This is a genomic window from Streptomyces sp. CB01201 (assembly GCF_002803085.1).
Taxonomy (GTDB): Bacteria; Actinomycetota; Actinomycetes; order Streptomycetales; family Streptomycetaceae; genus Streptomyces; species Streptomyces hundungensis.
In genome coordinates, this window is the sequence record NZ_NNBJ01000014.1 from 193,852 (window position 1) to 218,780 (window position 24,929).

Annotated in this window: 20 protein-coding genes; 16 read left to right on the top strand and 4 right to left on the bottom strand. The window is 70.3% G+C overall.

The genetic code is table 11. The annotated features are described in order from the left end of the window. The first annotated feature begins 172 nt into the window (after positions 1 to 172). From eccB to CG740_RS27855, 7 genes are all read left to right on the top strand, one after another. Positions 173 to 1,699, top strand: a complete 1,527-nt coding sequence (eccB, locus tag CG740_RS27825) for a type VII secretion protein EccB (RefSeq protein WP_100578020.1) — start codon at positions 173 to 175, stop codon at positions 1,697 to 1,699. 15 nt (positions 1,700 to 1,714) lie between these two features. After that, positions 1,715 to 2,965, top strand: coding sequence for a type VII secretion-associated serine protease mycosin (mycP, locus tag CG740_RS27830; protein WP_100578021.1), 1,251 nt, complete (start codon positions 1,715 to 1,717; stop codon positions 2,963 to 2,965). Positions 2,966 to 3,289: 324 nt separating this feature from the next. After that, entirely contained in the window at positions 3,290 to 3,718 is a 429-nt protein-coding gene (locus tag CG740_RS27835) for a hypothetical protein (protein ID WP_100578022.1), read from the top strand. Between the two features lie 2 nt (positions 3,719 to 3,720). Next, on the top strand, positions 3,721 to 5,406 hold the full coding sequence (locus CG740_RS27840) for a hypothetical protein (protein WP_100578023.1): 1,686 nt from the start codon (positions 3,721 to 3,723) through the stop codon (positions 5,404 to 5,406). Between the two features lie 68 nt (positions 5,407 to 5,474). Beyond that, positions 5,475 to 6,728, top strand: a complete 1,254-nt coding sequence (locus tag CG740_RS27845) for a S8 family serine peptidase (RefSeq protein WP_234376516.1) — start codon at positions 5,475 to 5,477, stop codon at positions 6,726 to 6,728. A 69-nt stretch (positions 6,729 to 6,797) separates the two neighbouring features. Next, positions 6,798 to 7,163 (top strand): WXG100 family type VII secretion target, encoded by a 366-nt coding sequence (locus CG740_RS27850; RefSeq protein ID WP_100578025.1) that lies wholly within the window; start codon positions 6,798 to 6,800, stop codon positions 7,161 to 7,163. A 103-nt stretch (positions 7,164 to 7,266) separates the two neighbouring features. Further along, complete coding sequence (locus tag CG740_RS27855) at positions 7,267 to 7,572, top strand: WXG100 family type VII secretion target (RefSeq protein ID WP_100578026.1); 306 nt, start codon at positions 7,267 to 7,269, stop codon at positions 7,570 to 7,572. A 162-nt stretch (positions 7,573 to 7,734) separates the two neighbouring features. Here CG740_RS27855 and CG740_RS27860 read toward each other — a convergent pair whose 3' ends face one another. Then, the gene (locus CG740_RS27860) at positions 7,735 to 8,037 is read right to left on the bottom strand and encodes a DUF397 domain-containing protein (RefSeq protein WP_100578027.1); all 303 of its coding nucleotides are present in this window, start codon (positions 8,035 to 8,037) and stop codon (positions 7,735 to 7,737) included. A gap of 265 nt (positions 8,038 to 8,302) precedes the next feature. Further along, complete coding sequence (gene eccCa / locus CG740_RS27865; RefSeq protein ID WP_100578028.1) at positions 8,303 to 12,277, bottom strand: type VII secretion protein EccCa; 3,975 nt, start codon at positions 12,275 to 12,277, stop codon at positions 8,303 to 8,305. Between the two features lie 248 nt (positions 12,278 to 12,525). Between eccCa and eccD the strand changes: the two genes are divergently transcribed. From eccD to CG740_RS27895, 6 genes are all read left to right on the top strand, one after another. Then, the gene (gene eccD, locus CG740_RS27870) at positions 12,526 to 14,022 is read left to right on the top strand and encodes a type VII secretion integral membrane protein EccD (protein WP_100578029.1); all 1,497 of its coding nucleotides are present in this window, start codon (positions 12,526 to 12,528) and stop codon (positions 14,020 to 14,022) included. 192 nt (positions 14,023 to 14,214) lie between these two features. Continuing rightward, the gene (rpsO, locus tag CG740_RS27875; protein WP_053728973.1) at positions 14,215 to 14,505 is read left to right on the top strand and encodes a 30S ribosomal protein S15; all 291 of its coding nucleotides are present in this window, start codon (positions 14,215 to 14,217) and stop codon (positions 14,503 to 14,505) included. A 345-nt stretch (positions 14,506 to 14,850) separates the two neighbouring features. Continuing rightward, positions 14,851 to 17,070, top strand: a complete 2,220-nt coding sequence (locus CG740_RS27880; protein ID WP_100578030.1) for a polyribonucleotide nucleotidyltransferase — start codon at positions 14,851 to 14,853, stop codon at positions 17,068 to 17,070. Then, entirely contained in the window at positions 17,067 to 18,446 is a 1,380-nt protein-coding gene (locus tag CG740_RS27885) for a M16 family metallopeptidase (RefSeq protein ID WP_100578031.1), read from the top strand. The genes CG740_RS27880 and CG740_RS27885 overlap by 4 nt, the downstream gene beginning before the upstream one ends. Positions 18,447 to 18,478: 32 nt before the next feature. Then, positions 18,479 to 19,231, top strand: a complete 753-nt coding sequence (gene dapB / locus CG740_RS27890) for a 4-hydroxy-tetrahydrodipicolinate reductase (RefSeq protein ID WP_100578032.1) — start codon at positions 18,479 to 18,481, stop codon at positions 19,229 to 19,231. Positions 19,232 to 19,248: 17 nt separating this feature from the next. Next, on the top strand, positions 19,249 to 19,728 hold the full coding sequence (locus tag CG740_RS27895; RefSeq protein WP_100578033.1) for a hypothetical protein: 480 nt from the start codon (positions 19,249 to 19,251) through the stop codon (positions 19,726 to 19,728). A 126-nt stretch (positions 19,729 to 19,854) separates the two neighbouring features. Here CG740_RS27895 and CG740_RS27900 read toward each other — a convergent pair whose 3' ends face one another. After that, positions 19,855 to 20,415 (bottom strand): hypothetical protein, encoded by a 561-nt coding sequence (locus tag CG740_RS27900; RefSeq protein ID WP_100578034.1) that lies wholly within the window; start codon positions 20,413 to 20,415, stop codon positions 19,855 to 19,857. 136 nt (positions 20,416 to 20,551) lie between these two features. Then, positions 20,552 to 20,791 (bottom strand): hypothetical protein, encoded by a 240-nt coding sequence (locus CG740_RS27905; protein ID WP_100578035.1) that lies wholly within the window; start codon positions 20,789 to 20,791, stop codon positions 20,552 to 20,554. A 199-nt stretch (positions 20,792 to 20,990) separates the two neighbouring features. On the opposite strand from CG740_RS27905, the gene thyX reads away from it, so the two are divergent. The 3 genes from thyX (at position 20,991) to CG740_RS27920 (ending at position 24,655) form a co-directional block, all read left to right on the top strand. After that, positions 20,991 to 21,731, top strand: a complete 741-nt coding sequence (gene thyX / locus CG740_RS27910) for an FAD-dependent thymidylate synthase (protein WP_100578036.1) — start codon at positions 20,991 to 20,993, stop codon at positions 21,729 to 21,731. 213 nt (positions 21,732 to 21,944) lie between these two features. Then, on the top strand, positions 21,945 to 22,844 hold the full coding sequence (dapA, locus tag CG740_RS27915) for a 4-hydroxy-tetrahydrodipicolinate synthase (protein ID WP_100578037.1): 900 nt from the start codon (positions 21,945 to 21,947) through the stop codon (positions 22,842 to 22,844). Positions 22,845 to 22,969: 125 nt separating this feature from the next. Then, positions 22,970 to 24,655 (top strand): ribonuclease J, encoded by a 1,686-nt coding sequence (locus tag CG740_RS27920; RefSeq protein ID WP_100578038.1) that lies wholly within the window; start codon positions 22,970 to 22,972, stop codon positions 24,653 to 24,655. Positions 24,656 to 24,929 lie beyond the last annotated feature (274 nt).

The following is a 24,929-nucleotide window of genomic DNA, read 5'->3' on the forward strand; positions in this document are numbered from 1 at the left end:
TCGAAGCCCCTCGAAGTCCCTTGGCCCGTATGGCCCTTGAGGATCCGGCAACCCTACTCGCTCCGGACGTACCATCACGTAACAGGCATAGTAGGGGCCCGGTCTGACAGCGACGGGCGGGGTACGGGCCCTCGGGGGATCCGCCCGGCGACAACGGAGAACGCGGACACTCATGGCATCACGGCGGGACGAGCTCAACGCGTACACCTTCGCGAAGCGTCGCACGCTCGCATCGTTCATCCAGCCCTCGCCGACGGGATCGGAAGAGGGGGCTCCGCGTCCGCTGCGAGCCGTGCTGCCGGGTGCGGTCGTGGCGGTGGTGCTGCTCGCCGCGTTCGGAGCGTGGGGGATGTTCAAGCCCACCGCGCCGCCGGGCTGGGACACACCCGGCGAGAAGGTGATCATCGCGAGCAAGTCGACCACCCGGTACGTGGTGCTCACCACCGACGGCAAGAAGGAACTGCACCCCGTCCTCAACATGGCGTCCGCGAGACTCCTGCTCGACCCCGGCAAGGGCCAGGTCGTCAAGGTCGACGAATCCGTACTCGACAAGGGCTCGCTGCCGCACGGCGCCACCCTCGGCATCCCCTACGCCCCCGACCGGCTCCCCTCCCCGGAGGAGGCCGGATCCGCCAAGCGCTGGGCGGTGTGCGAACGCCCCGGCGACGGCGGACGCGCCATCCAGAAGGCCGCGTTCGTCTTCGCCGACCGCGACAGGAACCGCACCGACGGCACCGAACGGCTGACCGGCGGCCAGCTCCTCTACGTCGTGGGAGCCGAGGACCGGACCCGCTACGTCGTGGACGCGCAGGGCACCAAGTACCCGGTCGGCTCCGACGAACTCCTGCTGCGTGCCCTGGTCGGCTCCGGCCGGCAGCCCGAGCGGGTGTCCAAGGAGTGGCTGGAGAGCCTCCGTTCGGGTGACCCCGTCACATTCCCGAAGGTCGAGGGGAAGGTCGGCGCCCCCGCCGGCGTACCCGGCACCCTGGCCCGCGAGGCCGACAGGATCGGCATGGTCCTGCGCGCGCCCAACGGGGCGGGCAGCCAGTACTACCTCGTCCAGCAGGGCAAGGTCGCGCCGGTCTCCGACTTCACGGCGAAGCTGCTCCTCAGCAGCCGTGCGCTCGGCAACCTCATGAAGACCGGCCGGGCCACGGAGACCAACGCGGCCCAGTTCACCCCGGAATCGACCGAGTTCGCGGCCCAGGAGAACTGGCCGCGCCGGGCGCCGGTCGCCGTCAACGACGCGGGCACGGCGAACGGCAGCCGCAACACCGTCTGCAACGTGCTGCGCGACGTCGACAAGGACAACGGGGCCACCACCATGAGCACGTGGGCGGGCGCCGACTTCCCCGCACCGCTGCCCGCCGGCTCCAGCAGCGCCTACGTGACGCCCGGTTCCGGCCAGCTCTTCCGCCAGGTCCAGGGCGCCCAGGCCACGGCGGGCGGCGTCTTCCTGGTGACGGACACCGGCCTGCGCTACGCCATGCAGTCCAACGGCGACAGCGCCGACGGCGACGCGGGCGCCGGACTCAACGCCGATCAGCGCAAGCAGCTCGACCAGGAGGCCCAGCAGGCCCAGACCCGGCTCGGCTATGCCACGTCCGAGCCGGCGCCCATCCCCATGAGCTGGTCCGCCCTCCTGCCCACCGGGCCCCGCCTGTCCACCGGGGCGGCCCGGTGGCCCCAGGGCTCCTGAGGGGGCGGCACGGTCATGGCGTACGCCCTCAAGTCCGTTGCCCTGTCCGCCGCGGCGACCCTGACCGTGCTGGCGTCGCCCGCGGCCGCCACCCCCGCCGCACCCGCCGACGGCGGCGGCAGCGACCAGTGCACCTTTCCCGCCAAGCCGTACGCCGGCCGCCCCTGGGCGCTCCAGCGCGTACTCCTGGACGAGCTGTGGCACCAGTCGACCGGCAAGAACGTGAAGGTCGCCGTGATCGACACCGGCGTCGACACGAAAAACCCCCAACTGACCGCGGCCGTCGACGCCTCCAGGGGCAAGAATTCCCTGCCCAGGGGCCTCAGGGACTCCGACAGGCGGCCGCTCCCGCGCGGCGCCGAGAACGGCACGACCGACACCGTCGGACACGGCACGAAGGTCGCCGGGATCATCGCGGCCCGCCCCGCCAAGGGCACGGGCTTCGTGGGCCTCGCCCCCGACGCGACGATCATCCCCGTCCAGCAGAACGACGCCGACGGCCACGGCACGGCGCAGACCCTGGCCGAATCCATCCGCTACGCGATCGACGCCGGCGCCGAAGTCATCAACATCTCCCAGGACACGGCGAACGCGGTGGAGCCCGCGGGCTCCCTGCGGCAGGAGGTCGACTCGGCCCTGGCCCACCAGATCGTGGTGGTCGCCTCGGCGGGCAACGACGGCCTCGGCGGCAACGTCAAGCGGACCTACCCGGCCTCCTTCCCGGGCGTGCTCGCGGTCGCCGCGTCCGACCGCAACAACGAGCGGGCCGCCTTCTCGCAGTCCGGCGAGTTCGTCGGCGTGGCCGCGCCCGGCGTCGACATGGTCTCCACCGTGCCCGGCGGCGGCCACTGCGCCGACAGCGGCACGAGCTTCTCGGCGCCCTACGTCGCCGCGGTGGCGGCGCTCATCAAGGCCAAGCACCCCAAGTGGACCCAGCGCGAGATCGTCACGCAGATCCAGCAGACCGCGGAACGCTCGATCGCCGGGCACGACCGCCTGGTCGGCTGGGGCGTCGTCGACCCGGTCCGCGCCCTCACCGAGGACGACCACCCCCTGGAAACCCCCCTCGCCCACGAGGGCGTCACCCCCGCCCGCTTGCCCACCCCCGCCGCCCTCCAGCTCGGCGAGACCGACGAACAGCGCACGCGGCGCCTGGCGACGTACGTCGCGGTCGGGGCGGCGGTGCTGGCGGCGGCACTGGGCGGGGCGGCGGTGGCACTCCGGGACGCGCGGCGCAGGAGCCGGCGGGAGGAAGGACCTGAGTAGAAGGACTCGTGCGCCGCACCCCAACTCCTCATCTCTTTAAGCGAACTGAGCGAACTGGCGAACTGGCGAACCGATGGGACCGCCAGGACGGAGTCGTCCGAGCGACACGTAACCGTGCGTACCGCGTCAACTTGACTCCACCAATGGCCTGTTGGACGCGGGACGAGCGTTGGTCAAAGTGACTGCGGTGTGTTAAACGGTGTCGATGATGAGTGACGACCACCTCCCGATCCGGCCGAATTGCACGGTAGCGAGCGGGAATTCCGGCGCAGCGGGGAGGAGTGTCATGAGACGTCGTCCTGCCGGCACGGGCAGGCGGCCGCAATGACGGCCGACCTCAGCCGCGGCTTGGAGGCACTGAAGACCTTCAAGGGCCGCGTGGACACAGTGCTCACCACCTTCGAGGACTCGCACGGCAGCCCCACGAAGCTCGCGTCCCAGCAGATCCCCCGCGCGTCCTTCAGCGCCGGGGGCGCGGCGTTCCCCGAGGCGGACGGCCTCCACACCCAGTACCACCGCGTCCACGAACACCTGACCTCGCTGTCGAAGTCGCTCGGCCTCCAGATCGAGGCGATGGGGATCGCCGTGCACGGGGCGGACGTCGGGTTCGACAACCTGGACGAGGAGACGCGGCAGCGCTTCTGGGCGATCCAGTCCAAGATCGACTACGACGCGGACGCGGCGCAGCGCGCGAAGGCCGGGCACCCGGACACCGAGCGCACCGACGACAAGACGTCACGGACGGGGTGGTAGCGATGACCGACAAGAAGCCGCAGCCCTCCTCGCCGCAGGCACCGCCGCTCACGGAGCAGCAGCGCGTCAGTCGGCAGGTGGGTGTCACCGACACCACCACGGAGGCGTCACAGGCGCTGGCCGGCATGTTCCCCTTCGGTGGGTCACCGCGCTTCTTCGGCACCACCGATTTCGAGAGCCACCGGCTCAACGAAATGATCGACCTGGTGGAGCACGCCAAGCCGGAGCACCTGACCAGTGCGGGGGAGGCGCTCTTTGCCGCCTGCGAAGCGATCCACGAGGCGGCCGGCGCCCTCGGCAAGGACATCGCCCGCGTCGCCTGGGAAGGCCAGGCGGGCAACGCCTTCCGCGACTGGGGCAAGAACCTCGCCAACCACGCCAGGGACCTGGCCGACTTCGCCGGCACGGCCGCCGCCCAAATCAGCGCGGCCGGCACAGGCCTCGCGTCCGTCCGCCAGGCGATGCCACCCCGCGACCTCCGCGCCGAGCCGGTCAGGGCGACGGACCTTCCGGCGATGAAGAGGGTCGCGGGGAACGCGGAGTACGAGGCGGCGGTGCGGGTGGAGAAGGATCGCCAGGAGGCGATCAACCAGATGAACCGCCTGTCGTCGTTCTACACCGTCTCGGAGCAGACGCTGGCCGCACAGCAGCCGCCTGTCTTTCAGTCGATGCCGGTGGTGGGGGTGCCGCAGCCCGAGCCGGGCTTCGGGAACGAGCCGCGGGAGTCGGACAGGCCGACGCCCCTCAGTCCTTCGGTCGACCGAACTCGGATTGTTCATCACCCGGATGAGCGCTCTTCGCAGCCGCAGAGCCAGGTGCAGAATCTTGCTGATCGGGTAGGTCGGTTCGAACATCAAGTGGCCACCTCGGCCTCCTCGGCAGCCTTCCCGATGGAGCCGCCGACAAGGACCGAACTCAACAGCGTTGTCGCACCCTCCGTGCCGACATCGGCCCCCGCGGTGGCCTCTCAGCCGCCTTCCGTCCCTGAGGCTCCTCCCGCTGTTAGCGGTCTGCCATCCGTCCTTGGCGAGTCACTGATGCCCGTCACCGGTGGCGCTGCCAGGGCTCTCGGTCCCGCCGGTAGTGGTTTCCGCGAGCCGGTGCACTCCGTCGCCGGCCCGTCGGCTGCATCCGGGCGAGGGGTGGCGACACCTCTTGGCCGAGCGGGAGGACCATCACCAAACGAGGTTCAAGGGGGAGGTCGCGCGAAGGGCGAAATGCCCATGGCGCGTGGAGTTGCGGGAGGCAGTCCGCGATTCAGCGAAATGTCCGGGCCTCGTGGTGGGACAACAAGCCCGATGGCCGCGGGCCGGGGTGGAGGTGTTGTTGGTGGGCGACCGACCGCAGCCTCCCCGGGGTCTGCCGCCTCGCGGTCGCCGAGGGGCGCGGTCGTGGGTGGCGAAGGCGCAGCGAGTTCCTCGCAGGCGCGCCGTTCTATCCAACGTGGCGTGATCGGGGCGACCAGGCCGTCGCCTGCAAATGGGGCGCCTTCCATCAGCAACGCCGATGGCGTGGTCGGCAAACCGCAAGGCAGAACCTCGGGTGCTCGCGCTGCCCGCAACGGCTTCAGCCGAGGCGGCACTGGTCTGGTGGGGAGAGTGAGAAGCGACAGGGACCGAAACTCGGAGGATCAGCGGACCGATCAGGACGGTGACCCCGCTGGCGAAGCAGAGGAGTCGTCACTCTGACCGGACGGGGTGACGCATACGAGCAGTACCTAGGCGCAGGCGAGAACGCAGAAAGCATGAAGGCACTAATGAATCGACGAAAGAAGCCTGACTCGATGAACGGCGTGCGGAGCCGCGAGCGGGTGGCTTCGGTCTGCGCGGTGCTCGGTGTTTGGGCGGTCGCCGCCTCCGGCCTCGACTCACATGCCTTTGCTGACGGCGACTCCCCCCGCGAGTGGTACCTCGACTCCATGCGGGCTTCGGATATGTGGAAGATCAGCACCGGCAAGGGCGTCAAAGTCGCAGTTGTGGACACCGGGGTTAACCCGAACACGCCATCCCTGCGAAGTCAGGTGCTCAGCCAGGAAGTTGCGCAGCCCGCGTCCTATGGCGCAACGACGGACTATCAGGGTCACGGAACGACGATGGCCGAGCTGATTGCTGGTACGGGAGCCGGAGGCGGCATCAAAGGGCTGGCCCCGGACGCCAAGATCGTCCCGTTCCGTGTCGCCATGAAAACCATGAAAGACGCGGATGACCGCAAGAGGACGGCTTCAGCCGCAGTCGGGATCCGGGCAGCGGCTGATTCGGAAGCCAAGATCATCAATCTGTCCTTCGGTGGGGCCGCAGCGGAACCCGGCGAGCGTGAGGCGGTGGAATACGCGCTATCCAAGGGGAAGTTGGTGTTTGCGGCCACTGGAAACGACGAGGAGACGAGCGGCGGGGTGCTGGAGTTCCCTGCAGCTTTTCCCGGAGTCGTCGGTGTTGGTGCAGCTGACGCGAGCGGCACGGTTGGAAAGTTTTCACAGTCGGGGAACTACGTCGATCTGGCATCGCCCGGCCTCAACACCCTCGCGTGGTGTGACACCACGTTTCAGGAGTACTGCAATGCGTCGGGCACGAGTGCGGCCTCAGCCATCGCCTCCGCCTCCGCCGCCCTCATCTGGTCCGCCCACCCCACCTGGACCGCCGACCAGGTGCTCCGGACGATGATCGACACCGCCGGGCGGTCCTGGGACAGGAACACGCCCAGCAAATATCTCGGTTACGGCCTCATCCGACCCCGCCTCGTGCTGGAGAAGCCGGACATCGACCCCGGCCCCGCCGACGCCGACCCCGTCTCGCCGGAGCAGGGGGGAAGCAGCGCCACCCCGGCCGACCCGGCCGCCCCGGCCGCGCCCGACTCGTCGGCGCCCCCGAAGAGCGACCCCGTCGCCAAGGGCGAGGAGCAGGGCGACGGCGGGGGCAACACCCCCTGGGCCATCGGCGGAGTCGTCGCCGGGCTCATCGCGATCGGGGGCGGCGTCGCCGCCGCGATCAGGAGCCGGCGGCGCGGCGCATAACCGCACCACGACCGACAAGCCACAGCCATTCGCCTCAGCGCCGCTTGACCAACCGAAAGGAAACCGCACATGTCGAAGGACCAGCTGGTAACAGACAGCGAGATGAAGCATCTCGAAACCCAGATCCTTCACAAATTCGACTCGGTGAAGGGCCAGCTCAAGTCCCTGCAAGGCGTGATCGACCAACTGGAGGGCGCCTGGGAGGGCATCGGTGCCGGTGCGTTCAACAAAAAGCAGACGGAGATCAACAACAGCATGGCCAGCATCGGCCACCGGCTGCTGCGGTTCCTTGAGGCGATGAAGGCGACGCGCACCGGCAAGGGCGACATCGACCACGAGGTCCACCGGGCGCTCATGGGCGTCGACGTCGTGGACGGATACAGCGGTGACGCGGGAGCCACGGCCGCGATGACCTCCAGCCTCAGCACGTACTAGCCGGTCGAACGGGCCCCAGCGGGCCCGGGGGGCAGCACGGCCCACCACGAGCGCGCACTCGTCGGAAAGACAGCACGAAGACAGCAGAAAGACAGGGGAAGCCATGCCCAACTACAGCGACGACGTCCTCGGTGTCACGTACGGGAGCCTCGACGAGGCGGTCATCGCCATCAGGGCCCAGGCCGCCAAGCTCCAACAGGACCTCGACGAGATCAACCGGCTGGTCAAGACGGCCGCTCAGAACTGGCACGGCGAGGCCCAGACTGCCTTCGCGGCGGAACAGCAGGGCTGGGACAGGGATGCCCAGGTGGTCCAGCAGTCGTTGAAGCAGATCGGCGACGCCGTCGCCGAGGCAGGCCCGACCTACCGGGCCGGTGACCGCAAGGCGGCCGGCTACTTCCACCAGTAGGGGAGTGCGGGAGAGCGATACCGGGAGAGCGATGCCGGGACAGCGATACCGGGACGGGGTGGGCCCGCGCGGGAGGCGCCCGCCCCCGTTCGGCGCCGGTGCGCGCGCCGGCGTCCGGCCCCGCCCCTTCGCCCCGCCCCTTCGCCCCGCCCCTTCGCCCCGCTACTCCGACGGCGCTTCGAGGCCCCCGTTGCGCACGGACGGCTCCAGGTCGAACTCCCCGTCCCGCGCGCCCAGTACGAACGCCTGCCACTCCGCCTCGGTGTACCGCAGCACCGTGTCCGGGTCCACGGAGGACCGCATCGCCACGGCTCCGGCCGGCAGATAGGCGATCTCGACCCGCTCCTCGTCCTCCGACGTCCCGGGAGCGCTGTGCCATTCGACCCCGGAGATGTCGAGGGCGTACAGCTCGTTCTTCTCGCGCTCCTTGCGCTCCCGCAGTTCCGTGTCCTGTTCCTCAGCCATGACGGAGCGATTCCTTCCAGACGTAGCGACGGTGCGACGGGCCGCCTGCCAACCGGCCGTCTGATCAGCCTACTTGGCAGGAGACGGCCTGGGCGGGGACGCGGAGAGAATCACGAGAACGGGCTCCCGATGGGGGGGCTTCGTCGGGTGTTCTCGGGGTCGGGGGCCTCGCCCTTCCTCTCCTCGCGTCCGGCATGCGGAGCAGAGAGCGGCCAGGTCCCCCCTCCCGCACGACGGGCTCGGCGGCGCCCGTCGACGCGATCCGTCAGTTCGCTCCCTCCACCAGCCCCGTCTGCACCAACGGCTTGCCCCGCCTGCGGGAGACGAACGTGCCCCGGCCCGTCGGCATCGGGCGGGGACGGACGCCGGCCAGGAGGTCGCCCTCGGCGGGGTCGCCCGCCAGGACCACGCCCTGGGCGCCCAACTCCTTCATGCGCTGGATGAACGGCTCGTACGCGGCACGGCCCGCGCCCGCCGTGGAGCGGGCGATGATGAAGCGGACCCCGACATCGCGGGCGAAGGGCAGCAGCTCGGTGAGCTTGCCCAGCGGGTTGCCGCTCGGCGTCGACACCAGGTCGTAGTCGTCGACCACGACATACACCGTGGGCCCCCGCCACCAACTGCGGTCGCGCAGCTGCTGCGCGGTCACGTCCGCGCCCGGCGCGCGGCGCCGCATCAGGTCGGCGAGCGCGTCCATGTGGTGGTCCATGGCGTTCGACATCGGGATGTACTCGGCCAGATGCGACGGCGGGGTCGCATCCAGCAGGGCACGCCGGTTGTCCACCACGAACAGCTTGCACACCTCACCCCCGTACCGCCGGGTGAGCTGGGTGATGAGCAGGCGCAGCAGGTTCGACTTGCCGGACTCGCCCTCGCCGAAGACGAGGAAGAACGGGTCCTGCTCGAAGTCGACGAACACCGGCTCCAGGTTGTTCTCGTCGAGCGCGAACGCGATGCCGCGCTCCGGCGCCGCATGGCCGGGCGGCAGCTGGGCCGCCGGGAGTTCGCGCGGCAGCAGGCGCACCGCCGGCGCACCCGGCACCGTCCAGTGCCGGGCCACCTCGGTGGCCAGGGCGGCCGTCGCCTCGGCGAGGCCGGTGTCGGACGGGAGGCCGTCGATGCGCGGCACCGCCGCCATGAAGTGCAGCTTCTGCGGGGACTGGCCGCGCCCCGGCACCCCGACGGGCACGTTGGCGGCCACCTTGCGGTCGAACTCCGAGTCCATGGTGTCGCCGAGCCGCAGCTCCAGACGGTTCGCCAGATGATCCTTCAGATTGGCCCGGACCTCCATGGAACGCGACGCGGTCAGCACCAGATGGATGCCGTAGCCGAGGCCGCGGGCCGCGATGTCCAGGACGACCTGCTCCAGACCCTCGTACTCGGTACGGAAGTTGCCCCACCCGTCGATGACGAGGAACACATCGCCCCACGGCTGGTCGGCGACCGGGATGCTGCCGCGCGCCCGGCGGGCCCGGAAGTCGGCGATGGAGGCGATGCCCGCCGAACGGAAGTACTCCTCGCGCCGGGTCAGCACGCCGTACACCTCGGCCACCGTGCGCCGCACCCGCTCCGGGTCGAGCCGGGAGGCCACCCCGCCGACGTGCGGCAGACCGGCCACCGCCGCCAGACCGCCACCGCCGAAGTCGAGCCCGTAGAACTGGACCTCGTGCGGAGTGTGGGTGAGCGCGAACGACGCGAGCAGAGTGCGCAGCAGCGTCGACTTGCCGGACTGCGGGCCGCCCAGGATCTGCAGATGGCCGGCCGCACCCGAGAAGTCGCACCACAACGGGTCGCGGCGCTGCTCGTACGGCTTGTCGACCAGGCCCAGCGGCACGACGAGCCGTCCGGCGCCCTCACAGCCCGGCTTGGTGAGTCCGCGCCCCGCCACCGGGGCGAGACCGGGCAGCAGCGTGTCGAGTGCCGGAGGGCTGTCCAGCGGCGGCAGCCACACCTGGTGCGCGGCCGGTCCGCGGGCCTCCAGACGGCGCACGATCACGTCCAGCACCGTGTCGGCCAGCGCGTCATCGGTCCGCGGCCCACTGCGCGGACGCGGCCCCGGCACGGACTGCGGGGCGTACGCCACCGGCACCTCGGCCGCGGTGAACAGGACCGGCCTGCGGTCCACGGGCACCGGCCCGCCGAGCGCGGCCGAACGGTCGGCGCCCGTACGGTACGCACCCGAGACGTACGCCGCCTTGAAGCGGGTCATCTCGTCGGTGCCGAACTTCAGACAGCCGGAGCCCGGAACGCTCGGCAGGTGGTAGGCGTCGGGCACCCCGAGCGCCGCGCGGGACTCCGCCGCGGAGAAGGTGCGCAGACCGATCCGGTAGGAGAGGTACGTCTCCAGACCGCGCAGCCTGCCCTCCTCCAGACGCTGCGAGGCGAGCAGCAGGTGCACGCCGAGCGAGCGGCCGATGCGGCCGATCTGCACGAACATCTCGATGAACTCGGGCTTGGCGGTGAGCAGTTCGCTGAACTCGTCGATGACCAGGACCAGCGAGGGCACGGGCTGGAGCGGGGCGCCGGCGAGCCGGGCCCCCTCGTAGTCGTGGATGTTGGCGTAGTGGCCGGCCTCGCGCAGCATCTCCTGGCGGCGGTTGAGCTCGCCGCGGATGGAGTCGCCCATGCGGTCGACGAGGGTCAGGTCGTCGGCGAGGTTGGTGATGACGGCCGCGACGTGCGGCATCTGCGCCATGCCCGCGAAGGTCGCACCGCCCTTGAAGTCGGCGAGGACGAAGTTCAGCGTCTCGGAGGAATGCGTCACCGCCAGGCCCAGCACCAGGGTGCGAAGGAGTTCCGACTTGCCGGAACCGGTCGCGCCCACGCACAGGCCGTGCGGGCCCATGCCGTCCTGCGCGGCCTCCTTCAAGTCGAGCATGACGGGCCGCCCGTCCTCACCCACACCGATGGGCACCCGCAGCCGCTCGGAGGCCGACCGCGGCCGCCAGGTGCGGGCGGTGTCCACCGAATCCGCGTCCCCCAGGTTCAGCAGATCGGTGAACTCCAGGTTGGCGAGGAGCGGTTCGTCGTCGTCGCCACCGGAGGCCATGCGCAGCGGGGCCAGCTGACGGGCCAGCGCGTCGGCGCCCTCGTACGACAACAGATCGGGCGTGCCCTCGTACACCAGGCCGTGGCCCGACTCCAGGCGCAACCCGCGCGGCTGCACCACCATCGCCAAGTCGCCCCGGGCGCCCGTCAGTTCACCGGGTACGACCTCGACGACCGTGACCCCCTGCACACCCTCCGCCGCGGCGAGCTGCGACATCGGCGGCGGCGAAACCCCGTCGAGCACGACGACGATGTGCGGCTCCTCCGGCAGCGGTGCGCCCTCGGGGTGGAAACGCGGACGGCCCGTCAGCCGCGGGGTCAGCAGCTCTTCGAGTTCGGCCGCGCTCCGGCTGAAAAGACGCCGGCTGCCCGCACCGTCGACGAGACCGGGCGCCTGCGTGTGCGGCAGCCACTTCGTCCACTCCCAGTGCCCCGCCGCGGACGCGGACGCGGCGACCGCGATCACCAGGTCCTCGGGGGAGTGCAGCGCGGCGAGCGAGGACGTCAGGGCGCGGGCCGAGGCCCGTACCGTCTGCGCCTCACCGCTCAGCGTCAGGTGGTAGAAGGCGCGCAGCGACACCGCCATCGGCAGGTCCTGCACCGTCTGGTGGGCGGCCACGAACCGCTGCATCGCGCCCGCCGTCAACGGCTCCAGCCGATCGACCGGAGCCGTCTGCGGAGGCACCAGCGCGGTGGCGAGCGCCTGCGGACCCAGCCCGACGCGGACCTGCCCGAAGTCCTCGTCGCCCGACCGCCGTTCCCACACCCGGCTGCCCTCGGCGACCAGCGCCCACAGCTGCTCCGGCGAGGGATGCAGGTAGTACTGCGCATCGCGCTGCCGGCGCGCGGCCTCGGCGGCCTGGCGCCGGGCCTGGCCGAGATGGCGCAGGTAGTCGCGGCGCATGTCCGCCAACTGCCCCTGCGAACCCCGGCGATAGCGGACGATCATCGCCACCGACATGGCCACCGTCGACGCGACCATCACCATGCCCATGATCTTCATGAACGGCTGCGAGTTCGGCATGAAGAAGAACACCACCGAGCCACCCATGCCCAGCATGGGCAGGAGTTGCATCAGCGTGCCCTCCTGCTGTCCGCGCGGCAGCTCCGGCGGAGACTGGAGAACGACCTCCTCCGTCGGCACCCCGCAGGGCAGCGCTCGTGGCGGCCGCTTGACGACGATGTGACTCACGACGCACCAATTCCCTTGGCCGTAGGGGAAGTTCAGCTCACCGCCCCGTGTCCGGCGAACGCCGACCGCGGTGGGATCCTACTGACATCCGGTGTGCTCGGCCGGCGATAGGGTGCGTCGGGTTCGCGTCACACCCGCGAACACAGCGAAGACGGCCGGAAGACCGACACCGGCGGCGAACACCCCGGGCCCGGGCGCCCGGAGCGCCGCCCACACACCGGCGACAGCGAGTCGAGGAGGAGCCGAGGGTGAGCCGGACGACCACCGCCACGACGGCCGCCGAGCCGAACCGGCCGGACCGGGCAACGGGGGCGGGCCTCGGCTTCTGCCGGGTGACGATCGTCGCCCCCGACGGCCGCATCGACGTGGCGCTGCCCGATGACATCCCGGTCGCCGACATCTACCCCGAGATCCTCCGGCTCGCCCGGCAGAGCCCCGTAGAGGGCGCCCCCGTCGGCTACTCCCTGGTCCGCCGCGACGGCACCGTCCTCGACAGCGCCCGCTCCTTCGCCGCCCAGTCGATCCTCGACGGCGAACTGCTCACCCTGCGCCCGTTCTCCCAGTCCCTGCCCCCCGCCGTCTTCGACGACGTGTCCGAGGCCGTCGCCTCCGCGGTCACCCAGGACCGCACCCTGTGGAACACCGGCCTGACCCGCGCCGCAGGCCTCGTCGCCGGCGGCGTCCTGCCCGCCCTGCTCGCCTTCGCGGCCTGGACCGGCGACCCCCGGCACGACATGCACGGCCTGCCCGGCATCCTCGCCGCCGTCGCCGGACTCCTCCTGCTCACCTTCGCCGCCGTCCGCGCCCGCATCTACGACGACCAGCTCTCCGCCGTCGCCCTCGGCCTCGGCGCGCTGCCCAACATCGCCGTCGCCGGCTCCGGACTCCTGCCGCTCACCGCCCACCACGGCATCGGCCGCCTCCAGATGCTGCTCGCCTGCGCCGCCGTCCTCATCGCCTCGCTGGTGCTCACCCTGCTCTCACCCCGCGGCGACGGGCCCTTCGTCGCGTTCGTGCTCGCCTCCGCGATCGGCGCGCTCGTCGTGTTCGCCGCGATCCTCACCGACATGACGGCCACCGGGACCGCCGCGGTCGCCACCCAGCTCGCCGTCGGCGCCCTCGCCTTCCTGCCCGGCCTCTCCCTGCGCTTCGCCCGGCTGCCCATCGGCTTCGCCGCACCCCACGGCTCCCGGCGCGACGCCGACGACACCACCGCGCAACCCGTCGACGCCGAGCGCATCGCCGCCCAGGCCCGGCGCGGCCACGAACTGCTCAGCGGCCTCGTCGGCGGCTGCGCCCTGCTCGCCGTCGCCGGCGCCGCCGTACTCGGCTTCTCCGACAACAGCTGGGGCCGCCTCCTCGCCCTGGCCACCGGCATCGCCCTGCTCATGCGGGCCCACCTCTTCCGCTACACCGCCCAGGTCGGCGCCACCCTGGCCGCCGGACTCGGCTCCCTCGTCCTGCTCGGCCTCGGCCTGTGCATCAACGCCCCGCGCGGCCCGATGGCGGACGCCCTCAGGGGCGACAGCGCCGCCCTCGACCTCCGTACGCTGTGGCTGGTCGCCGCGATAGCCGCGGCCGCGGCCCTGGTCACCGCCATCGCACTGATCGTGCCGAACCGCGGAGTGACCCCCTTCTGGGGCCGCTTCCTGGAGATCGCCGAGGGATTCGTGCTGCTCACGCTGCTGCCGCTGACCCTGGCCGTCTTCGACGTGTACGCCCGGGCCCGCGCCCTGACCAGCTGATCCCGCCCGCCCCGGGCGCCGGTCAACCGCCACCCGGGGTACTGGTACGCTGTGTGACGGCCGTTTGTGTACGCGTTTCCGGACCATCTGGAAGCTGCGCTCATCGGACCTTCGCCTCCGAGTCACGGAAGCTCCCCTGAGATCAAGACCAGGGGCACTCGTGGGCGCATCGAACCATACTGAGGAGTAAGCGTGCCGCTCGACGCCGCTACGAAGAAGCAGATCATGTCCGAGTTCGGCCAGAAGGAGGGCGACACCGGCTCCCCCGAGGTCCAGGTCGCCATGCTCTCGCGCCGCATCTCCGACCTGACGGAGCACCTCAAGACGCACAAGCACGACCACCACTCCCGTCGTGGCCTGCTGATCCTCGTCGGCCAGCGCCGCCGCCTGCTGCAGTACCTGGCCAAGAAGGACATCCAGCGCTTCCGTACGCTGGTCGACCGCCTGGGCATCCGCCGCGGTGCGGCCGGTGGCGCCAAGTAAGCATGCTGTCGAGGGAGCGGTTCCCACCTATTAGGGGGCCGCTCCCTTTGCTGTACGTGCGAGACGTACCGAACGCTCAGTAGTCTGGTACGCACAACAGAACAGCAGCACCGAAGAAGCAAGCAGTACCAGCAGTACCGAAGAAGCTTCACCGCGACGAGCGAGCAGAAGCCTCCTCCGCCGCCGGTCCTCGGTAGTGGCCCCCGGAAAGCAAGGAACACCGGGCGCTTCGATCGAAGACCGGCCCGCCCCCAGGAGCGCTTCTCCGCCGCCGTCACCCCACCGTCCGTCGCGCCACACGGGCCCGGCGGACGAAAAGACGACAAGCAAATGGAGAAAACGCTAGTGGAGAACGAAACCCACTACGCCGAGGCCGTCATCGACAACGGCACCTTCGGCACCCGCACCATCCGCTTCGAGACGGGCCGCCTGGCCAAGCAGGCCGCCGGCTCCGCCGTGGCGTACCTGGACGACGACACCATGGTCCTCTCGGCGACCACCGCGTCCAAGAAGCCCAAGGACCAGCTCGACTTCTTCCCCCTGACGGTGGACGTCGAGGAGCGGCAGTACGCGGCCGGCAAGATCCCCGGCTCCTTCTTCCGCCGCGAGGGCCGCCCCTCCGAGGACGCCATCCTCACCTGCCGCCTCATCGACCGCCCGCTGCGCCCGTCCTTCAAGAAGGGCCTGCGCAACGAGATCCAGGTCGTCGCGACGATCATGGCGCTCAACCCCGACCACCTGTACGACGTCGTCGCGATCAACGCCGCGTCCGCGTCCACCCAGCTGGCCGGCCTGCCCTTCTCCGGCCCGATCGGCGGCGTCCGCGTCGCGCTGATCAACGCCCAGTGGGTCGCGTTCCCGACGCACACCGAGCTTGAGGACGCCGTCTTCGACATGGTGGTCGCCGGCCGCGTCCTGGAGGACGGCGACGTCGCGATCATGATGGTCGAGGCCGAGGCCACCGAGAAGACCATCCAGCTGGTCAAGGGCGGCGCCGAGGCGCCCACCGAGGAGGTCGTCGCCTCCGGTCTGGACGCCGCGAAGCCCTTCATCAAGGTGCTCTGCAAGGCCCAGGCCGACCTCGCCGCCAAGGCCGCCAAGCCCACCGGCGAGTTCCCGGTCTTCCTCGACTACCAGGACGACGTCCTGGAGGCGCTGACCGCCGCCGTCAAGGGCGAGCTCACCCAGGCGCTCACCATCGCCGGCAAGCAGGACCGCGAGGCCGAGCTGGACCGCGTCAAGGAGATCGCCGCCGACAAGCTGCTCCCGCAGTTCGAGGGCCGCGAGAAGGAGATCTCCGCCGCGTACCGCGCGCTGACCAAGAAGCTGGTCCGCGAGCGCGTCATCACGGACAAGGTCCGCATCGACGGCCGCGGCATCACGGACATCCGCACGCTCGCCGCCGAGGTCGAGGCCATCCCGCGCGTGCACGGATCGGCGCTGTTCGAGCGTGGCGAGACCCAGATCCTGGGCGTCACCACCCTCAACATGCTCCGCATGGAGCAGCAGCTGGACACCCTCTCCCCGGTGACCCGCAAGCGCTACATGCACAACTACAACTTCCCGCCGTACTCGGTCGGCGAGACCGGCCGCGTGGGCTCGCCCAAGCGCCGCGAGATCGGCCACGGCGCGCTCGCCGAGCGCGCCATCGTGCCGGTGCTGCCGACGCGCGAGGAGTTCCCCTACGCGATCCGCCAGGTGTCCGAGGCCCTCGGCTCCAACGGCTCGACGTCCATGGGCTCGGTCTGCGCCTCCACCATGTCGCTCCTGAACGCCGGTGTGCCGCTCAAGGCCCCCGTCGCCGGTATCGCCATGGGCCTCATCTCCCAGGAGATCGACGGCAAGACGCACTACGTCGCCCTCACCGACATCCTCGGTGCCGAGGACGCGTTCGGCGACATGGACTTCAAGGTCGCCGGCACCAAGGAGTTCGTCACCGCGCTCCAGCTCGACACCAAGCTCGACGGCATCCCGGCCTCCGTCCTGGCCGCCGCCCTCAAGCAGGCCCGTGACGCCCGCCTCCACATCCTCGACGTGATGATGGAAGCGATCGACACGCCGGACGAGATGTCCCCCAACGCCCCGCGGATCATCACCGTCAAGATCCCCGTGGACAAGATCGGCGAGGTCATCGGCCCCAAGGGCAAGATGATCAACCAGATCCAGGAGGACACCGGCGCCGAGATCACGATCGAGGACGACGGCACCATCTACATCGGTGCCGCCGACGGCCCGGCCGCCGAGGCCGCCCGCGCCACGATCAACGGCATCGCCAACCCGACCATGCCGGAGGTCGGCGAGCGCTACCTGGGCACCGTCGTGAAGACGACGACGTTCGGCGCGTTCGTGTCGCTGCTCCCGGGCAAGGACGGTCTGCTGCACATCTCGCAGATCCGCAAGCTCGCCGGCGGCAAGCGCGTGGAGAACGTCGAGGACGTCCTGGCCGTGGGCTCCAAGGTCCAGGTCGAGATCGCCGAGATCGACTCCCGCGGCAAGCTCTCCCTCATCCCCGTGGTCGAGGGCGAAGAGGCTGCCGAGGGTGACAAGGACGACGCTTCCAAGTGACGTCCCGTAGTTCCGCGACGACGGCCCGCCCCTCCTCCGAGGGGCGGGCCGTCGCCCGTACCCAAACGCTCCTGAAGGGTCAGGACGGCATCGGCACCGTCCGCCGCACGACCCTCCCCGGCGGCCTGCGGGTCGTCACCGAAACCCTTCCCTCCGTACGGTCGGCGACCTTCGGCATCTGGGTCCAGGTCGGCTCGCGCGACGAGACGCCGACGCTGAACGGCGCCACCCACTACCTCGAACACCTCCTCTTCAAGGGCACCAGGAAGCGCAGCGCCCTCGACATCTCCTCCGCGCTCGACGCGGTCGGCGGGGAGATGAACGCCTTCACGGCGAAGGAGTACACCTGCTACTACGCGCGGGTGCTCGACAGCGATCTGCCGCTGGCCATCGACGTCGTGTGCGACATGCTCACCGACTCGCTGATCCTCGCCGAGGACATCGACGCCGAACGCGGCGTCATCCTCGAAGAGATCGCGATGACCGAGGACGACCCCGGCGACTGCGTGCACGACCTGTTCGCGCACACCATGCTCGGCGACACCCCCCTCGGCCGCCCGGTCCTCGGCACCGTCGACACCATCAACGCCCTCACCCAGGCGCAGATCTCCCGCTTCTACAAGAAGCACTACGACCCGCGCCACCTGGTCGTCGCAGCCGCCGGCAACGTCGACCACGCCACCGTCGTACGCCAGGTCCGCAAGGCCTTCGAGAAGGCCGGCGCGCTCACGCACACCGACGCCGTCCCCCTCGCCCCGCGCGGCGGCTCCCGCACCCTGAAGGCCGCCGGCCGCATGGAGCTCCTGAACCGCCGCACGGAACAGGCCCACGTGGTCCTCGGCATGCCCGGCCTGGCCCGCACCGACGAGCGCCGCTGGGCGCTCGGCGTCCTCAACACGGCGCTCGGCGGCGGCATGTCGTCCCGCCTGTTCCAAGAGGTCCGCGAGAAGCGCGGCCTGGCCTACAGCGTGTACTCGTACACCTCGGGCTTCGCCGACTGCGGACTGTTCGGCGTGTACGCGGGCTGCCGCCCCAACCAGGTCCACGACGTCCTGAAGATCTGCCGCGACGAACTGGACCGGGTCGCGACCGAGGGCCTGTCCGACGACGAGATCGGCCGCGCGGTCGGCCAGCTCTCCGGCTCCACCGTCCTCGGCCTGGAGGACACCGGCGCGCTCATGAACCGCATCGGCAAGAGCGAACTGTGCTGGGGCGAGCAGATGTCGGTCGACGACATGCTGGCCCGGATGGCGCAGGTCACCCCGGACGACGTCCGCGAAGTGGCCCGTGATGTCCTGGGGCAGCGTCCCTCGCTGTCCGTCATCGGCCCGCTCAAGGACAAGCAGGCCGACCGCCTCCACGAAGCGGTCTCGTAAACGGTCTCGTAACCCCGTAAGGAAACAAGCGAATGAGCAAGCTGCGCGTGGCGGTCCTCGGAGCCAAGGGCCGGATCGGCTCCGAGGCGGTACGAGCCGTGGAAGCCGCCGAGGACATGGAGCTGGTCGCCGCACTCGGCCGCGGCGACAGCCTGGACACGCTCGCCGACACGGGCGCCCAGGTCGCGGTCGAACTGACCACCCCCGCCTCGGTGATGGACAACGTGGAGTTCTGTGTACGCCACGGAATCCACGCCGTCGTCGGCACCACGGGCTGGACGGAGGACCGCCTCGCGCAGCTGAACACCTGGCTCGCCGCCTCGCCGCAGACCGGCGTGCTCATCGCCCCGAACTTCTCCATCGGCGCCGTCCTCACCATGAAGTTCGCCCAGCTCGCCGCCCCCTACTTCGAGTCCGTCGAGGTCATCGAGCTGCACCACCCCAACAAGGTCGACGCCCCCTCCGGCACCGCGACCCGCACCGCCCAGCTCATCGCGGCGGCCCGCGCCGAGGCCGGGGTCGCCCCCGCACCGGACGCCACCACCACCGCGCTCGACGGCGCCCGCGGCGCCGACGTGGACGGCGTACCCGTGCACGCCGTCCGGCTGCGCGGCCTCCTGGCCCACCAGGAAGTCCTGCTCGGCGCCGAGGGCGAGACCCTGACCGTGCGCCACGACTCCCTCCACCACAGCAGCTTCATGCCGGGCATCCTGCTCGGCGCCCGCCGCGTGGTGACCACTCCCGGCCTCACCTTCGGCCTGGAACACTTCCTCGACCTCAACTGAGCGGCACCGTAGGCCTCATGCGCGCGAAAATCACCTATCTCATCACGGCCGCCGTCCTGGTCTTCTACTTCGTCCTGGCCGGCAGCCGGGGCGTGCTGCTCCTGGAGCAGGGCACGTGGATCACCGTCACGCTGGGCGTGGCCGTGCTGATCCTGCCGGTCATCGGCGTCTGGTTCCTGTGGGCCAACACCCGCTTCGTGACCAAGGCCAACAAGCTCGCCGTGGCCCTGGAGGCCGAAGGCGGCCTGCCCGTCGACGAGTTGGTCCGCACCGAGACCGGCCGCATCGACCGCGACTCGGCCGACGCCGTCTTCGCCCGCCGCAAGGCCGAGACGGAGGACGCACCCGACGACTGGCGCTGCTGGTTCCGCCTCGCCGTCGCCTACCAGGACGCCCGCGACACCCCGCGGGCCCGCAAGGCGATGCAGCGAGCGATCGCCCTGCACGAGAACAAGCCGACGGGGTCCGACGGCGAGAGCCTGACGGCGGAGGCCTGACGGCGGAGGCCTGTCGGCGGGCGCACGTCACGACGGGGATGTGACGACGGGGATGTGACGACGGGGATGTGACGACGGGGATGTGACAGCGCCCGGGCGGCTTCGGCCACCCGGGCGCCGGTCCACTCAGCCCCGGCGGTACTCGTCGCCCCAGGCCTCCACCAGGTCGGCCGCCCGGTCGAAGGCCTCGCCGCGGCCCAGGAAGTCCGCGTTGTGGTCGGTGAGCAGCGGCGGAAGCGTGCCGCCGCCCTGCCGCTCGGCGAGCAGCGCCTGGCCCTGGACCGTGCGCGGCAGGCCGAGCCAGCGCACCGGCTGCTGCACCGTGCGTACGCCCGCGATCCGCGGCCACGCCACCGTGGTCGTGGTGAGGAAGGCGACCCGGCGCAGCCCGGCCCGGCTGACCCACACCCCGACGCGCAGCAGCCGCAGCGCGGAGGCGATGACGAGCACGGCGACGCCCAGGACCGCGACGCCACCCGCCGGTTCCCCCGCGGCGGCGATGATCACGGCCGCCAGCAGCACGAACGAGGCGAGGAGCAGCAGCACGGCCGCCGCGCCGACCCGCCACGGGCCGGGCCGGTAGGGCCGCCGCCAACGATCGTGGTCGTCGAAGGGCAGGGCGACGTCGTCGGAGTACTCACCGGGTGCGTCGACTGCGCGGTCGGCCGTCAGGAAGGGCAGGGGCACGACTGATCCTCACTCACAAGCACGCTCGATTGGGCTGTGCGGGGTGAGGCTACCGAGGAGGCCGGTGTGCGGCCACTTCCGGGGGTTGGGGCGCGCGTCGGCGCGTCAGGGCCGGTCAGTGGCCGTCCGACGTCCGTCAACGCCCGTTGGAGGCCTCGGACTGCTGGCTGTGCCCGGGGGACTGCGGGCTTTCCATGGCCGGAAGGCCGAACAGCAGCGCACCGGTGAGGCCGGCTATGACCGTGAGCCCGACCAGCGTCCTGCCAACGAGTTGACCTGCGCTGGCGCGCTGGCGCGGCGGCGGCTCGACGTTGCTGCGGTAGCGGTCGGCCTCGGCGACGAATGCGAACGGAACGGGCTCACGCCGGCGGAACATGGGGGCACATCTCCTGGGAAGCTTGAGTGGCTGTCGAACTGGCTGCTGCTTACTGGTACAGACGCTCGGCACTGCCGATTGGTGCCCGAATTCCCCGAATTGGCCGAAGAATGTGCTGACGATCCGTCAGAGACGGAGATGTCGGTGCCGGGCCGTAGAGTGGACGCCGCCCGAGCGACGCAATTGGAAGGACCCGCCGGTGACCGACACCCCCGCCCCAGACCTCAAGCCCAGCTTCCGCGACGACGTCACCGTCGAGCTGGTCAAGCACGCGGCGACCGACTCGGACGTGCTGTGGGCCGCCCGTGTCTCCACGGCGGGCGAGCAGTCCCTGGAGGAGCTCCAGAAGGACCCCGAGCGCTCCAAGGGCCTCATCAACTACCTGATGCGGGACCGGCACGGCAGCCCCTTCGAGCACAACTCGATGACCTTCTTCATCAGCGCCCCGATCTTCGTCTTCCGCGAGTTCATGCGGCACCGCGTGGGCTGGTCCTACAACGAGGAATCGGGCCGGTACAGGGAGCTCCAGCCCGTCTTCTACGTCCCGGGCGCCGACCGCAAGCTGGTCCAGCAGGGCCGGCCCGGCAAGTACGAGTTCGTCGACGGCACCGCGGCCCAGCAGGAGCTGACCTCCCGCGTGATGGAGGACTCCTACCGCCGCTCCTACGAGGCGTACCAGGAGATGCTGGCGGCCGGCGTCGCCCGCGAAGTCGCCCGCGCCACGCTGCCGGTCGGCCTCTTCTCCTCGATGTACGCGACGTGCAACGCGCGCTCGCTGATGCACTTCCTCGGTCTGCGCACCCAGCACGAGCTGGCGAAGGTGCCGTCCTTCCCGCAGCGGGAGATCGAGATGGTCGGCGAGAAGATGGAGCGCGAGTGGGCCCGCCTGATGCCGCTCACCCATGCGGCCTTCAACACCAACGGCCGGGTGGCCCCGTAACCACCCCGGCCGACAGGGGCGCCGGGCCATACCGGCACAGATGTGCGGATACGCCGCGCAAAGTGTCCGTATTGCGGCGTTTCGTGAAGTTCATCTAGGCTGATCAAACGGACCCGGCACTGCTTGAACCCCCGAGCAGGCAGTGCCGGGCTCCCTCAGCCACCAGCCCCCCGAAGGGACACCACGCGCCGAGCAACGAGTAGCGTGTTACCCATGGCTCCGATCTCCACTCCGCAGACCCCCTTCGGGCGGGTCCTCACCGCCATGATCACGCCCTTCACGGCGGACGGCGCACTCGACCTCGACGGCGCCCAGCGACTGGCGGCCCACCTGGTCGACGCAGGCAACGACGGACTCGTCGTCAACGGCACCACCGGCGAGTCCCCGACCACCAGCGACGCGGAGAAAGACCAGCTCGTACGAGCCGTACTGGAAGCCGTCGGAGACCGGGCCCACGTCGTGGCCGGAATCGGCACCAACGACACCCGCCACACCCTCGAACTCGCCCGAACGGCCGAACGCTCCGGCGCACACGGCCTGCTCGCGGTCACGCCGTACTACAACAAGCCCCCACAAGAGGGACTGTTCCGGCACTTCTCGGCCATCGCCGACGCCACCGAGCTCCCCGTGATGCTCTACGACATCCCCGGCCGCAGCGGCGTCCCGATCGACACCGAAACCCTCGTACGGCTCGCCGAGCACCCCCGGATCGTCGCCAACAAGGACGCCAAGGGCGACCTCGGCCGCGCCAGCTGGGCCATCGCCCGCTCCGGCCTCGCCTGGTACTCCGGCGACGACATGCTCAACCTGCCACTCCTGTCCGTCGGCGCCTGCGGCTTCGTCTCCGTCGTCGGCCACCTCGTCACCCCCGAGCTCCGCGCCCTCCTGGACGCCCACCTCGCAGGCGACGTCCGCAAGGCCACCGAGATCCACCAGCAGCTGCTCCCCGTCTACACCGGCATGTTCCGCACCCAGGGAGTCATCACCACCAAGGCGGCCCTCGACCGCCAAGGACTCCCCGCAGGACCCCTGCGCCTGCCCCTCGTCGAACTCACGCCGGAAGAATCCAGCCAGCTGGCGCTCGATCTGGCAGCCGGTGGGGTACAGCTCTAACCACAGACTTCACAACTGAATACGCGCCGGACAAACGCGCGAAACCACACACAACAGCAAGTGCACGAATGACATACGCGCCACGTGCCCTACCGGTACGTGGCGCGTGTGGTGAGGAGAGTCTTTTGAGTCATCCGCATCCCGAACTCGGCACCCCGCCGCAGCTTCCCAAGAACGGCCTGCGCGTCACCCCACTCGGCGGTCTCGGCGAAATCGGCCGGAACATGACCGTCTTCGAGTTCGGCGGCCGCCTGCTCATCGTCGACTGCGGCGTCCTCTTCCCCGAGGAGGAGCAGCCCGGCATCGACCTGATCCTGCCCGACTTCAGCTCGATCAGGGACCGCCTCGACGACATCGAGGGCATCGTCCTGACGCACGGCCACGAGGACCACATCGGCGGCGTCCCCTTCCTGCTCCGCGAGAAGCCGGACATCCCGCTCATCGGCTCCAAGCTGACCCTCGCACTCATCGAGGCCAAGCTCCAGGAGCACCGCATCCGCCCCTACACGCTGGAGGTCGCCGAAGGCGACCGCGAGCGCCTGGGCCCCTTCGACTGCGAATTCGTCGCCGTCAACCACTCCATCCCCGACGCCCTCGCGGTCGCCATCCGCACCCCCGCGGGCATGGCCGTCGCCACCGGCGACTTCAAGATGGACCAGCTCCCGCTCGACGGGCGCCTCACCGACCTGCACGCCTTCGCCCGGCTCAGCGAGGAAGGCATCGACCTCCTCCTCTCCGACTCGACGAACGCCGAGGTCCCCGGGTTCGTGCCGCCGGAGCGGGACATCTCCAACGTCCTGCGCACCGTCTTCGCCAACGCCGACAAGCGCATCATCGTGGCCAGCTTCGCCAGCCATGTGCACCGCATCCAGCAGATCCTGGACGCCGCCCACGAATACGGCCGCCGCGTCGCCTTCGTCGGCCGCTCGATGGTCCGCAACATGGGCATCGCACGCGACCTCGGCTACCTCAAGGTCCCGGCCGGCCTCGTCGTCGACGTCAAGACCCTCGACGACCTGCCGGACGACGAGGTCGTCCTGGTCTGCACCGGCTCGCAGGGCGAGCCCATGGCCGCGCTCTCACGCATGGCCAACCGCGACCACCAGATCCGGATCGTCCAGGGCGACACCGTGATCCTCGCGTCGTCGCTCATCCCGGGCAACGAGAACGCGGTCTACCGCGTCATCAACGGCCTGACCCGCTGGGGCGCCAACGTCGTCCACAAGGGCAACGCCAAGGTGCACGTCTCGGGCCACGCCTCGGCCGGCGAGCTGCTGTACTTCTACAACATCTGCAAGCCGAAGAACCTGATGCCGGTCCACGGCGAATGGCGCCACCTGCGGGCGAACGCGGAACTCGGAGCCCTCACCGGCGTCCCGAAGAACCACATCGTCATCGCCGAGGACGGCGTGGTCGTCGACCTGGTCGACGGCACCGCGAGAATCGTCGGCAAGGTCCAGGCCGGTTACGTCTACGTCGACGGCCTCTCGGTCGGCGACGTGACGGAGTCCTCCCTCAAGGACCGCCGCATCCTCGGCGACGAGGGCATCATCTCGGTGTACGTGGTCGTCGACTCCAGCAGCGGCAAGATCACCAGCGGCCCGCACATCCAGGCCCGCGGTTCCGGCATCGAGGATTCGGCGTTCTCCCCGGTCGTCGCGAAGATCGAGGAAGCCCTGAACCGTTCCGCCCAGGACGGCGTCGTGGAGCCCCATCAGCTCCAGCAGTTGATCCGCCGTTCGGTCGGCAAGTGGGTCTCGGACACCTACCGCAGGCGTCCGATGATCCTGCCCGTGGTCGTCGAGGTCTGACGGTCCCTCGGTCGTACCTCTGGAGCGGGGCGCCTCGATTTGCATCGAGGCGCCCCGCTCCAGTAGGTTTATGTCTCCGCCTGAACGGGAACCCGGCACAGTCAAGTGCCGCACGGGGGACCGGAACGGGGCGGGAATCCGACTCCAGAATCTCTGATAAAGTCGGGCCACGCCGAAAGGGAAACGCGAAAGCGAATACCTGAAGGCAACTCCCCATTCCGACGGGGAATCGGACACGAAAGAGTCTGATAGAGTCGGGAACACGAAATACCGA

Bases quoted from the DNA above. Each gene is read 5' to 3' on its own strand.
- CG740_RS27905 (WP_100578035.1), bottom strand. From the start codon at position 20,791: ATGTTCCGCCGGCGTGAGCCCGTTCCGTTCGCATTCGTCGCCGAGGCC.
- CG740_RS27860 (WP_100578027.1), bottom strand. From the start codon at position 8,037: ATGGCTGAGGAACAGGACACGGAACTGCGGGAGCGCAAGGAGCGCGAG.
- CG740_RS27840 (WP_100578023.1), top strand. From the start codon at position 3,721: ATGACCGACAAGAAGCCGCAGCCCTCCTCGCCGCAGGCACCGCCGCTC.
- dapA (WP_100578037.1), top strand. From the start codon at position 21,945: ATGGCTCCGATCTCCACTCCGCAGACCCCCTTCGGGCGGGTCCTCACC.
- CG740_RS27855 (WP_100578026.1), top strand. From the start codon at position 7,267: ATGCCCAACTACAGCGACGACGTCCTCGGTGTCACGTACGGGAGCCTC.
- CG740_RS27850 (WP_100578025.1), top strand. From the start codon at position 6,798: ATGTCGAAGGACCAGCTGGTAACAGACAGCGAGATGAAGCATCTCGAA.
- dapB (WP_100578032.1), top strand. From the start codon at position 18,479: ATGAGCAAGCTGCGCGTGGCGGTCCTCGGAGCCAAGGGCCGGATCGGC.
- CG740_RS27895 (WP_100578033.1), top strand. From the start codon at position 19,249: ATGCGCGCGAAAATCACCTATCTCATCACGGCCGCCGTCCTGGTCTTC.
- eccB (WP_100578020.1), top strand. From the start codon at position 173: ATGGCATCACGGCGGGACGAGCTCAACGCGTACACCTTCGCGAAGCGT.
- CG740_RS27845 (WP_234376516.1), top strand. From the start codon at position 5,475: ATGAATCGACGAAAGAAGCCTGACTCGATGAACGGCGTGCGGAGCCGC.
- mycP (WP_100578021.1), top strand. From the start codon at position 1,715: ATGGCGTACGCCCTCAAGTCCGTTGCCCTGTCCGCCGCGGCGACCCTG.
- CG740_RS27835 (WP_100578022.1), top strand. From the start codon at position 3,290: ATGACGGCCGACCTCAGCCGCGGCTTGGAGGCACTGAAGACCTTCAAG.